Origin of the sequence: Microcoleus sp. BM001215392 (genome assembly GCF_036700185.1) — a bacterium.
GTDB lineage: Bacteria > Cyanobacteriota > Cyanobacteriia > Cyanobacteriales > Microcoleaceae > Microcoleus.
The window spans coordinates 11,818-24,792 of sequence record NZ_JAUBOJ010000019.1; the positions used below are offsets into that span (position 1 = coordinate 11,818).

Genomic DNA, 12,975 nt, shown 5'->3' on the forward strand with positions numbered 1-12,975 from the left:
GGGCGAGAGCGATAGTTTGAGTGTAGGGAGAATCCCAGAGACGGACATATCGATCGTCGGATCGCAAGTATCGGTTTCTTAAGTAAAAAGTTTGATTCGACCCGCTCGGAACGCTATAGTTCAATAGGGTTTGTTTGAGGCTTTGTTTGTGAGGGCGAACCTATGCGAATTAATAATATCCTGATCTTTTGTTGACTCTCATTTTGACTTCCCGACTGTCTTATCCTAAGGGTATTGTGCTATAGTTGTGTTAACACGTAACCAATCTCTGAAAATTTTGTTGGTTGAGGATGACCTCGCGGATGCGACGCTGATCGAAGACCTTTTAGGGTCATTCAGCGAGTCTCTGTTTCGCCTCGAAACTGTTAAGTCTCTAGAGATAGGACTCGGGTGTCTGGAAGCAGAAAATTTTGATGCGGTACTGTTAGATTTGTCAGTTTCAGACAGCTTGGGGGGAAGTGAGGCTCTGGCAATGTTGAAAGCCCGATCGCCCACGGTGCCGGTGGTGGTGCTGACGGATATCAATGATGAAAATACGGCGCTGTCGGTATTGCGATCGGGCGCTCAAGATTGTTTGGTAAAAGGCAGATTTCACAGAACTCTGCTGGTGCGCGCCATCCATTACGCGATCGAACGCCAGCGCATCGAAGAACAATTGCGCCAGCAGGCTCTGCGAGAGCGGCTGTTGGGACAAATGATCGAACACATTCGATCGTCGATAGACGCCTCCAGCATTCTCCAGAATACCGTCGCCGAAGTGCGCCAATTCCTCAAAACCGATCGCGTTTTAGTTTATCGCTGTCAGGATTGGGCGTCTCAACTCGATGGGGAAGAGCAAAAAGGTGCGATCGTCGCAGGTGACGGTTTACCAGATGGTTATACTGAAAACCAAAATATTAATGCTGCTTTGGCAGTGTCATGCTTTGTTTTGGTGGAATCTCAGTCAGTACAAGCAATAGCAGATATCCGCGCTGCGCCGTTGGCGGGCCGTTGCAAAGAGTTGCTGGCAGATTGTGAAATAGCAGCGGTTTTAAGCGTGCCAATTTGGAAGTCTGGCGACTGGGAAACGGCAAACACCAAACTAGAAGAAACTGTTTGGGAATCAGAAAAAATAGAAGATATAGCGGAAAATTATCTGTTGCTGCCGGCTCTTGGTAAACCGCGGGTGGAGAGTTCAAGTGCGCCGGATGCTGCGGGTAAAAATGGCAATATTTTGTGGGGAATGCTGACGGCATATAATTGCAGCGGTGTCAGGGAATGGCAGGAGTGGGAAATAGATTTTTTACAGCACTTAGCGAATCAAGTGGCGATCGCGATCGAACAATCTCAACTTTACCGCCAGCTAGCAATAGCCAATCAAAAATTGCAGCAACTGGCAACAACTGACGGACTGACGGGGATTGCCAACCGCCGCCAGTTCGATCGCGTTTTGATGTTAGAATGGCGCAGGTTGGCAAGAGAGGAAATGCCGCTGTCTTTAATTATGTTTGACATCGACTTTTTTAAACTTTACAACGACTTTTACGGGCACCTCGGCGGGGATGATTGTTTGCGTCAAGTTGCCGGGGCGATCGCCAATTGTGCCAAGCGGGCTGGGGATTTGCCTGCCCGCTACGGTGGCGAAGAATTTGCTGTAGTGCTGCCAAACACCAGCGCGAAGGGCGCCAACGTTGTCGCCCGGAAAATTTGCGACACCATCGCCGACTTGAAACTGCCCCACGCGCGATCGTCGATCGGCCCCTACGTTACCTTAAGTTGCGGCATTGCGACGGTGATTCCTTGTACCGAAGCATCTCCCGACACCCTAATTAGCAGGGCTGACAGCGCCCTATATCAAGCCAAAACCGCTGGCAAAAATCGCATTTTTCACGCCAGCAACGAGTCGGAAACTTCCCCCATTTTAATGTAAAATTTGAAGGTAATTAGTAATATCCTGTAGCCTCGAACGACCACAATCAAATTGGTTCGTAGTGAGGACTTTAGTCCTCATAAATCAGAGGACTCGCATTCCGAACGATCAAACGCCATCAATTACAAATTTTATTCTGCTGGTAATTGGCGGATCGGTATTTCGATCGCAAACTCGGTACCGCTGCCTAATTTTGAGTTGCACTGCAATGTTCCTTGGTGTTTTTGAACTACAATTTCGTAACTAATAGCCAATCCCAATCCCGTACCTTTGCCGACTGGTTTTGTAGTAAAAAATGGGTCAAACAGCCGCTGCTGCACAGACTCGGGAATCCCCGTACCGGTGTCGGCGATACTAATTTTCACTCGCTCCTGGGCCACAACTTCCGTGCGAATCTTAATTGTAGGAATTGACGAGTTATCCCCATCAGATTGATGATTTATTGCTTTTTCTTCCATAGCATCGATCGCATTTATCAACAAATTCAGAAATACCTGATTCAATTGACCCGAGTAACATTCAATAGGAGGTAAATTGCCGTAGTCTTTAATTATGGCAATAGCTCGTTTATCTCCGTGCGGTTTCAAACGGTGAGCTACAATCATCAAAGTGCTATCTATTCCTTCGTGCAAATTCACTGCCTTAAAAGCTGCTTCGTCCAAACGAGAAAAAGTGCGCAAAGACTTGACAATTTCTTGAATGCGATGCGCTCCTACTGCCATAGAATCCAGCAGGTTCGGCAAATCTTCTTGAAGAAACTCTAAATCAATTTCCTCAAGTTCTGCCTGAATTTCTGAGGTAGGTTCAGGGTACGATGTTCGGTAAAGTTCGAGGATTTTTAACAAATCAGTTGTGTAATCTTTGGCATAGCTGATATTGCCAAAAATAAAGCTGACAGGATTGTTGATCTCGTGAGCGACTCCCGCAACTAATTGACCCAAAGAAGACATTTTTTCACTTTGCACGAGCTGTGCTTGCGTATTGGCGAGGGCGCGATAAGCTATTTCTAATTGCGCTGTTTGTTCTCTCAGTTGCGATTCCGATGTTCGCAGGGCCAATTCTGCTGCTGTTCGCTCCGTAACATCGACACCGATTCCCCAAAAATCCCAGCCGGGAACGCAAAAATCAGCCGAAACATTAGACCAAGCAATTGTTTTGATGCTGCCGTCAGCAGCCCGAATTTCTACTTCTAAATTTCTAAAATTGTGACCGAATCCGACAACTTTTCTAAATATTTGTTGACGGTAGTTAACATCGGGGACGAGGAGTTGTATTGCTTGCAGGTTCCCAACAAGTTCGGCGGCGCTGTAACCCAGTACCTGTTCGCATTCTCGGTTCCAGACTATGATATTGCGCTCGGCATCAACAGCGCTCAGCATGACTGGCATATTTTCGAGAATTAAGCGCAGCTTTGCTTCGCTTTGTCTCAAAGCTTCTTCAACCCGCGCCCTTTCTGTGATGTCAACTGAAACAGCAATTAATCCTGCAACTTCTCCTTTTTCATCTAATATTGGGGTGCCGCGACTTTCGTAAATTGCCCGGTTTAATTCAGCAGACCAGGTTCTTTCCTCCCCTCCCAAAACCAAGTTAATATTTTCGATAATTTCGGGATGATCTTTGTAAAGTTCGTAAACCGATAAGCCTACGGCTTCTCCGGGCTTAAATCCTAAAGGTTCTAAAGCTTTTCCTTCCGAAAGCGTAAATATACCGCGGCGGTCAATGCAAGATAAAACTATGGGTGCATTTTTGACAACGGCGCGGAGGCGTTTTTGGCTTTGTTGTAGGGCTAATTCTGCTTGTTTGCGATCGGTAATATCGATCGAGGCTCCAAATAATTTTACAACTTCGCCTTCGGTGTTTTGCAACACTTGCCCCCAAGCGATCCCATATCTCAGTTCTCCGTCGCAACGGTAAAGGCGGTAGTCAATTTCGTAGGGTTGACGGAGGGCGATCGCTGCGTCTATGGTTTGTTGAAAGCGTTCTCGATCGTTGGGATGAATTTGCTGCATAAATTCTGGATAACTTGGGGCTGGTTGTTCTGGTTGAAAACCAAAAATTCGTTTCAATTCATCTGACCAAATAATCTCGCCCGTAGCGAGGTCAAATTCCCAGTTGCCGATATGAGCAATTCTTTGACTTTCTTCTAGTTTTCGCTGGTATTCTAATAGTTGATCTGCGGCTTTTTTGCGCTCTGTGATTTCTTTGGAATTGCCGATGATTCGATAAATTCTGCCCGTTTCGTCTAGCAGCGGAGTCAGGGTAACTAGCCACCAAGTATCTGCTCCTTGGAACTTCAAGCATCGTTCCCAAGCAACTGAATTTTGCGATCGCGCGCAACTGATATAAGTTTGCCGCATTGCTGTTCCGAGTTCCTCGCCAAATACGGCTTCGGGAGTTTTGCCACCCCACTCGCTCTCGTCTCCTAGCCCCAGAACTTGCTTCCCGAGAGGGTTGAAACCGGCATAGCGAAATTCGCCGTCAGTACCGACATCAACTGCAAAAATTATTTGGTCAATACCGTCATAAATACTGCGCAAAAATTGTTCTTGAGCGCGGAGTTGTTCTTGTACTTTTTTGCGATCGCTAACGTCTCGAATTGAACCAGCAAATCTCAGCGGTCTGCCATTTTCGTCCCAAATTGCTTGTCCGCGAACGGCCAACCAAATGTATTCACCGCTTTTTTTTTGCATCCTATATTCTATATCTTTGAACGGAATTTGTTGTTCTAAATGACCTGATATTGCTGCCAATACAAACTCTAAATCTTCTGGATGAACTCGCGATATCCAGGCGTCTAAAATATTTTCAAATTCGCTGCTTTCATAACCGAGCAATTCTTTGAATCGGGGCGACCAATACACCGGATTTTGGGGATTGAACGCGTCTTCGGGAACAATCGGCGCATCCCAAATGCCGTCAAAAGCAGCGCTGACTGCTAAGTCAAACCGATTTAAACTTGCTTCGAGAATTTTATGTGCTTGTTGCAGGGCGATTTCGGTTTTTTTGCGTTGCGTAGCTGCCGCCACGGCATCGCTAATATCTGTCGCTGTGCCGATAAATCCTGCCAATTCTCCAGCAGGCGTCAATTTAGCAACTGCTGTCTCCTCGATCCACCGATACTCGCCGTCAGCTCTTTTCAGGCGATATTGTCTCTGAAAATTAGAGTTAAAATTCCAAGCATTCAGATAGATTTGCTCCCAACAATCTAAATCGTCAGGGTGAATGTTTGCCGTCCAACCCCGATCGCAAATTTGTGCTTCTGTCAGCCCAGTAAATTCTGTCCACTGCAAATTAAAGTAATTGCAACCGCTCTCTGCATCTGCTATCCACAGCATGACTGGGATGCGATCGGCCCAGTCGCGCCAGCAATTTTCGCTCGCACCCGAGAAAGCGCCGATCGGCACTTGTTTTAGCACTTTAGTTTCACCTGTAGAACTGGTCATAACTTGACAAATGGTAAGTTGACAGTTGCTATTTTTTTTGTTGTAATGCGCCGCAATTAGCCCTCACAAAATCTTAGCTTTCCCACTAATATATCAGGGTGGAATTGATTTGTCCAAGCGGGCTAAAACTCGCGCACAATAAAGGTTTGATCGTTCGGACTTCAGTCCTCAAAGTTTTGATAAGGACTCGCATTCCGAACGATCGAACCAATTTTACAGTGCTTATTTTAGCGAAAATAGTATGTATGATATTTTTTTCAAAATTTTATTACCGATTACCGATTACCAATTACCCCAAATTTCCGTTGGTAGCAGTTAAATTCGATCGCACTGGAATTTCAATCAAAAACTCCGCACCCTGGAACAGTGTCGAAACACAGCTCAATCGGCCGCCGTGGCGATCGACTACAATCGAGTGAGAAATCGACAATCCCAAGCCCGTACCCTTACCCACAGGCTTAGTCGTGAAAAACGGGTCAAACAGCCTCGATCGCACCAGCTCCGGTATCCCCCGCCCGTTATCGGCAATAGATACCGCTACGAAGCCCGCAGCAGCCTGATAAGTGCGAATCGCGATCGTACTGGGATGCCGATCGCACTCCTCGATCGTCCGCTGCTTGTCCCGCTCTTCCAAAGCATCGATCGCATTAATCAAAATATTCATAAATACTTGATTCAACTCGCCCGGAAAACATTCAACCTGCGACAATAGCTGGTAATCTTTAACCACCTGAATCGCCGGACGGCTGCTGTGAGATTTCAACCGATTTTGCAAAATCATCAAAGTGCTGTCAATTCCATCGTGAATGTTCACCGACTTACCAGCGGACTCGTCCAACCGGGAAAAGTTGCGCAAGGATTTAACAATCTCGACAATTCGCTCGGTTCCAACCTGCATCGAACTAAACAATTTCGGGAGATCCTCAGCAATATAATCCAAGTCAATTTCATCAATTTTATCCAAAACTTCAGGCGGAGCATCAGGACAGTAATGCTGGTAAATTTTAATCAATTTCAACAAATCTAAACTGTAACCGCGAGCCGGACTGAGATTCCCGTGAATAAAGCTGACGGGGTTATTAATTTCGTGAGCGACACCAGCAACTAACTGACCCAAACTTACCATTTTTTCATTTTGAACGAGCTGAGCTTGAGTAGTTCTGAGTTTGTTAATCGCTGCTTCCAACTCTAGGGCTTTTGAACGTTCTCGCGCTTCCGATTCCTGTAACGCTGACTCGGCTTGTTTGCGATCGGCAATTTCAGTTTCTGCTTGCTCCAACAGCATCGATTGCTGGATCGCGATCGCCAACTGTACGCTAATTTGTTTGAGACACTCCACCTCAATTTCCAGCCAGCGGCGGCGCCCCGCGCACTCGTGAGCAATCAACAGCCCCCACAACTTCTCGCCTTGCAAAATCGGCACCACCAAATTCGCTCGCACCTGAAATTGACTTAATAAATTAATGTAGCACTCGGACAAACCTGCTTTAAAAATATCATCTATCGCTACAGTACGACCTTGTTCGTAAGCAGCAACACAGCCATCTTGAAAACAGCCATCGTTAATAGTCATTCCATGAATTGACAGCCAATTTTCATCGACAGACTCAACAGCTACAAAACCGCTCCAATCAAGATTAAAACGATAAATAACTGTGCGGTCGGTTTGCAAGAAATGCCGTACTTCAGCAACAGCTTTCGTCAAAATTTCTTCTAAATTGAGAGTAGAGCGAATCCGTTCCAGCATTCCTACCACCAGCCGTTCTCGCTTTAATTGCTGGCGCAAGATCGCCTCAGCAAGTTTGCGATCGCTAATATCTTCAATCACACCAATTAAGTAGCTCGGCTCCCCAAACCCATCCCGCACCAAAGATACAGTCACATTAGTCCAAACAAACGAACAGTCTTTGCGAACAAAGCGTTTCTCAATTGAATAATTTAAAATTTCCCCAGCTAACAGTCGCTCGCCAGACTCAATATCTGCTTCTATATCTTCTGGGTGCGAAATATCCCAGATATTTCGCACTTTCAGTTCCGCTTCTGAGTAGGCGATAATATTGCAAAAGCCTTGATTTGCCTTCAAAATATGACCGTCTGGCCAGACTTTAACAATGCCGATCGCCGCTTGTTCAAACACAGCTCGAAATCGCTGTTCGCTTTCTTGCAAAGCAATTTCTGCTTGTTTGCGATCGGTAATATCCATTTCTGTGCCAAACAGCCGCACTACTTTGCCCAACTCGTTTTTAACAGCTTGACCTTTACAATTAACGTGCCGGATTTCTGCTGGTGAAAAATAGATGCGGTGGTCGATATCGAAAGCTATCCCTTCAGTCACGGCTTTTTGCAAAGCTTTTGTCACCCTTTCTCGGTCATCGACATGAATTTGCTCTAAAATTTCTGCCATAGTCGGCGGCAGATGCAATTCTCTACCGTAAACTCGAAACACTTCGGCCGACCAGTTAACAATTCCGGCCTCAATATCATATTCCCAATTCCCCATCCTGGCAATTTTTTGCGCGTATTGCAACTGGTCGGTAAGTTGTTGCAAAGATGCGATCAACTGCGTTTTTTCTGCTTCTGCTGCCACGCGGGCGCTAATATCTTTGTGGGTGCCACTCATCCGCAACGGCCCACCCCATTCGTCGTACTCGACTACCTTGCCCATTCCCAGAATCCACTGCCAATTCCCGGTTTTGTTGAGCATCCTAAATTCAAATTCATAAATCTCGATGTCACCTTCAAAATATAAATTTAAAGATTCTCTTGCCTTGATTTTATCTTCGGGATGCAGTAAGTTTTCCCAGCCTTGAAAGTTGTTTTCAATTTCATGTTCTGCGTAACCGATCATTGCTTTCCACTGCGCGTCAAAATAAGTTTCGCCAGTAGCTATATTCCAATCCCACAGTCCCAAGGAGCTAGCTGAAACTGCCAACTGCAATCGCTCTTGACTGAATTTTAAGGCGGATTCGGCGCGCTTGAGTTCTGTAAAATCAGCGATAATTGCCATCATTCCTATCGGTTGACTGGCGCTATCTTGAATGCAGTCTGCTCGCAATAAAACTTTTTTTATTTCACCATTTTTAGCCTTTAGTTCAATTTCACCACTCCAGGATAAACCTTTCCTGAGTGCCTTAAATAACTTTCTTAACTCTTGAGATTTGGCGTACATGATTCCCGGGCCACCGACATTATTTAGTTCCTCAACTGTATAGCCGTAGCGCTGAATAAATGCTTGATTGTGATAAATTGAATAGCCGTCTAAATCTGCGATCGCGATCGCATCGCTAGCGCTGTCTACAGCTTGAGTTACCAAGCACAGAGTCATTTCGGCGTTTTTGCGATCGGTAATATCAAAAATCGCTCCATCCAGCCACAAAACTCGCCCTGCTGAATCATAACTCGGCCTGCCTCTTTCCGAGATCCACCGCACCGTACCGTCAGCGCGAACAATCCGGTATTCTACATGGTACGGCTGTTTCGACTCTACCGCTGCCCCGATTTGTTTTGCGAGCATTTCGCGATCTGCCTCATACATAATACTCCCAAAACTCAAGCGGTTGTTGTCAATAAAATCTTCAGCAGGATAGCCGCTAATTGCCTCAACTTCATCGCTAACAAATACCACCGTCCAATCAGCGTCATACAAGCAGCGATAGATAGCGCCTGGGATATTCTCAACCAGCGATCTAAATCTGGCTTCGCTCTCCCGCAAACCTGCTTCGGCCTGTTTTAAATCAGTAATATCCAGCACTATGCCTTCCCAAACAATATCCCCTTCCTGCCCTATTTTTTCAGGAAAATCAAGTCGCTCAGGTCTCGAAGCACCTCGCATCCACTTAACTTTTCCCGACGGCATAATCGCGCGCCATTCCTGCTGCCAGGGCTGCATAGTTGCCGCCGAAACAGCAACAGATTCCTCAAATTTTTGGCGATCGTCTGGATGAATGCAACTGAACATAAATTCCGGATGCAACTGAACATCTTCTGCTACCAATTCATATAAATCCCAGAGCCCAGAAGAAAGGTAAGGAAAATACCTTTGACCGTCGGCTGAAAGCCGAAATTGATAAATTATTCCCGGCAAATTCGCAGCAAGTTGCCCCACTCTAGCTTCGCTTTCTTGCAGAGCTAACTGTTTCTGCCGCTCCTGAGTAATATCTCGAATTACCCCCACCAAAATTTTACTGCCGTCAGTATGTTCAAAGACAGTTTTTTTAGTAGACAAAATGTGCTTGGCAGCGCTGGCGTCCGTAAATACTTCCTCGCTCTCATTTTCAGCCCCCGTCCCAAACACTTGTTGGTCATTCTGCCAAAAAATCTCAGCTTCTTCTTTTGAGAAAAAGTCGTAATCTGACTTACCCAGCAGTTGCTCGCGCGACTTGCCGATCAGCTTGCAAAAAGCATCATTTAAAAGTATCCAGCGGTGCTGTTCATCCTTAACAAAAATTGGATCGGCAACTGCATCGATCGTATAATTCAAAAAATTTTTACTAGCTTCGAGTTCTGAAAGTGCTAAAACTTTTTCCGTAATATCCTTAATAGTTCCTGTCGTTCCCAGCGCCTCGCTGTTGGCGCCCATCCTCAAAAACTCCTGGACTTCCACCCAGCGAATTGTGCCATTTTTGGTAAAATATCGAATTTGATAGCACCAGGATACTGCTTGATTTTCTCTCTGATTCCTAGAGAAATTTAAATATTGGTATTTGTCGTCAGCATGAATGTAACTCAAACAAGATTTACCTAGACTTTCCTCAACGGTAAATCCACTAATTTTCGTCCAAGCCGGATTGAGAAAAGTCCAATCGCCCGCAATATTTGTTTCAAAAACAACTTCTTTGATATTGTCAACAACCTGCTGGTATTTTTGTTGACTTTTGTGACATTCGGCTTGCCGTTTGTGGCGGGCGATCGCGCAATCGATCGTCCGCAGCAGCATCCGACTGTCTGCTTCTGTCTTCACCAGATAATCTTCAGCGCCAGCCGCAATCAACTCGACAGCCAATTCTTCGTCATCGGCGACTGCCAGAATCACGATCGGAATATTTATCCCGCAATCTTGCAGCCGGAAAAAAGTATGATTTTTGGGGCTGTCAGGAAGTGAAAGGTCTAATAAAATTAGATCGAAAATCTGGCAGCTTAAAATTTCTATAGCTTCTTGAAGGCAAACTACATTAGTCGTCTCAATAGATTGTCCCACTCGGCGATAGGAAAGCAGTTCTTGAATTAGTTCTGCATCTTCTGCACAGTCTTCTACTAACAGAACTTTCCAGCAACCAGACCTTAAAATTGATTCAAAAGCAGATTTCATGTTACTATTTTTTACGAATATATAAAAAGTGGCAGCAGCGGATGCAGCTACCTAGCTGATTTTTGGGGAGCTTGAAACACAGGTTTTAGAGTGCGCTGGGTGCTGGCACACCCCAGATTTATTTGTAAAATTGAGTTTCTGGCTGTAAGTTGTCCACCTCGGCGAAAACCTTTCGGGTCAAAATAATTATACTTTTGGCTATCTGGCAACTCAATTCTGATTTAAATTTACAACCTTTCGCAGATAAATAGCAAGGGGCAAAGCAAAACAGTGCGCTGCGAGAAGCATTTGCATCCTGAGTGCGAACCTAGGAAAAATCCCGTGAATTTACGTAGCCTGTTAGGAGATTGTCTCCGTTGAATCACTGACAATAGACTGCCGTTTGTGGTAATAACTTTAGTTTTATTTCTGGGTTTAAAAATCACCTGCATTCCTGACTGCAAACCTAATTACAGTTGTAGAAGCCGACATGATTTTACTGAGTTAAACCGATCGAGTTTTCGGCTGTTTGGGCAGCACAACTGTAAATACACTACCTTGTCCGACTTTGCTGCTAATCGCAATCTCGCCTTCAAAAGGTTTTAAAAGTTCAATGCAAGTATACAGTCCGAGACCTGTTCCTGTGGGTTCACCTTCGATTTTTTCCTCGCCTTTAGGTGGCTTTGATGTGTAAAAAGGGTCAAAAAGCTTTGACAAGTTTTCATCTGCTATGCCGCAGCCTGTATCTGCAATATCCATGTATATGTTCGAGTCGTCTTGTCTGGTCACGATTGTTAGTTCCCTGCTTTTTTTTTCCCACATCGCATCCATTGCATTATTGATTAAATTATAAAATACTTGAGAAATATAGGAATAAATCAAGGGAATACTTTCAATTTGTTCGTCATAAAAATATTTTTTTCTAATTTTGTTTTTAAAATAAAGATTGCCTTCCAATAACTGAATTTCTTGCTGCACTAATTCGTTGATATTCACAGCCTGCAAATCTTGCTTTTGCTCTTTTCTGCTTTTCATCATCAGAGTATCCATGATCTGATTGATTTTTGTGACGGCTTGATAAATATACTTAGTATAATTAAATATTGATTCTTCTTGAATTTTTGTGGCTTTTGTTTCAATCAAATCGACGCTAGTCTGAATCACTTGCAGCGGGCTTTTGAGGTTGTGAACCATTCCCTGGGTCAAACGTCCGATGATGGCTGTTTTTTCCTGGTCGATCAGTTGCTTGGTTTTTTGATCGACAAGTCTTTCCAGGTTGTGGTTGAGGTGGGCAAGTTCCTGGTTTTTTTCTTCGAGTTTTTTTTGCAGCGTGCGGATTGTCAGGTGAGTTTGAATGCGGCTCAACACTTCTTCGTGCTGGAATGGCTTAGTGATGTAGTCAACGGCTCCTGTCTGAAAGCCTTTTACTTTATCGAGGGTCTCGGAAAGGGCGCTCATGAAGATGATGGGAATATCTCGCGTTGACGAGTTTGCTTTCAAACGCAGGCAAGTTTCAAAACCGTCAATTCCTGGCATCATGATGTCCAAAAGTATCAAGTCTGGATGGATGTATTCTATTTGCTCGATCGCACTTTCGCCGTCGAGAGCCACTAATACTTTAAACCCATAATTCCTTAACAGCTCGAAAAGTACGTCAAGATTGGTTTGGTTGTCATCAACAATTAGTATGATGCTTCTGTTGTCGGAATTTTTATCGTTCATATTCAAGGGAAACATTAAAAAAAATTAGTTGTGAGCTGTCGGTGGTGAATTGAAATCGCATTCCAGCGATTTTCGGTGGCTCTCGAAACGCGGTTGCTTCGTATATGCTTTTATTTACCACCATTGTTGTCGGGCAATACTGTTGACTTAACAGTTTTTACTTGCCGGAGATCCGCCTCACATACCCCCTACTCTGGCGCATCAAAAGCGGGGACGCAAGAACAGAATCCTGTCCCTCCTTTTTGAAGGGGGAGCAGCGGCTCGAAACCGAGAGTTACTGGCTGGATATATCCGGCACTTCCATAGATTAATTGGATCGTGAATGAGTCGCGACCCATAATTTCGGCTTGACCTGTTGCTAGTAGAACTCGCGCTTTGCGGGGAGTGGTGGGCATCAATGGACGACCATCTTTATTGATTACTAAAATTTTCATGATTTGGAATTTAAGCTAATAGATAACTTAACTCTTGCGAGTGGTGTTCTTCGCCAATGTTGCTCTAGGTTTAATGCTAATCACACTTTCCGGTTCCGGCTTCCAGTAGAAATGTTTAATGATTAACCGCAGTGTCTGGGACTAGAACTCAGTTGCCAAACCTGTATCCCAAAGTGCCTA

At 44.8% G+C, this 12,975-nt stretch carries 5 protein-coding genes; 1 reads left to right on the top strand and 4 read right to left on the bottom strand.

All coding sequences use genetic code 11. From position 1 onward, the window contains the following. The first annotated feature begins 247 nt into the window (after positions 1 to 247). Positions 248 to 1,909, top strand: coding sequence for a diguanylate cyclase domain-containing protein (locus tag QT974_RS04080; RefSeq protein WP_333467244.1), 1,662 nt, complete (start codon positions 248 to 250; stop codon positions 1,907 to 1,909). A 131-nt stretch (positions 1,910 to 2,040) separates the two neighbouring features. On the opposite strand, the gene QT974_RS04085 is transcribed toward QT974_RS04080, so the two are convergent. The 4 genes from QT974_RS04085 to QT974_RS04100 all read right to left on the bottom strand — a co-directional run bounded on the left by QT974_RS04085 (position 2,041) and on the right by QT974_RS04100 (position 12,795). Then, positions 2,041 to 5,352 (bottom strand): PAS domain S-box protein, encoded by a 3,312-nt coding sequence (locus QT974_RS04085; RefSeq protein ID WP_333467245.1) that lies wholly within the window; start codon positions 5,350 to 5,352, stop codon positions 2,041 to 2,043. A gap of 289 nt (positions 5,353 to 5,641) precedes the next feature. Further along, the gene (locus QT974_RS04090; protein ID WP_333467246.1) at positions 5,642 to 10,660 is read right to left on the bottom strand and encodes a PAS domain S-box protein; all 5,019 of its coding nucleotides are present in this window, start codon (positions 10,658 to 10,660) and stop codon (positions 5,642 to 5,644) included. Between the two features lie 483 nt (positions 10,661 to 11,143). Next, positions 11,144 to 12,361: a hybrid sensor histidine kinase/response regulator gene (locus tag QT974_RS04095; protein WP_333467247.1), complete on the bottom strand. Its 1,218-nt coding sequence runs from the start codon at positions 12,359 to 12,361 to the stop codon at positions 11,144 to 11,146. Between the two features lie 188 nt (positions 12,362 to 12,549). Beyond that, entirely contained in the window at positions 12,550 to 12,795 is a 246-nt protein-coding gene (locus QT974_RS04100; RefSeq protein WP_333467248.1) for an RRXRR domain-containing protein, read from the bottom strand. Positions 12,796 to 12,975: the final 180 nt, after the last annotated feature.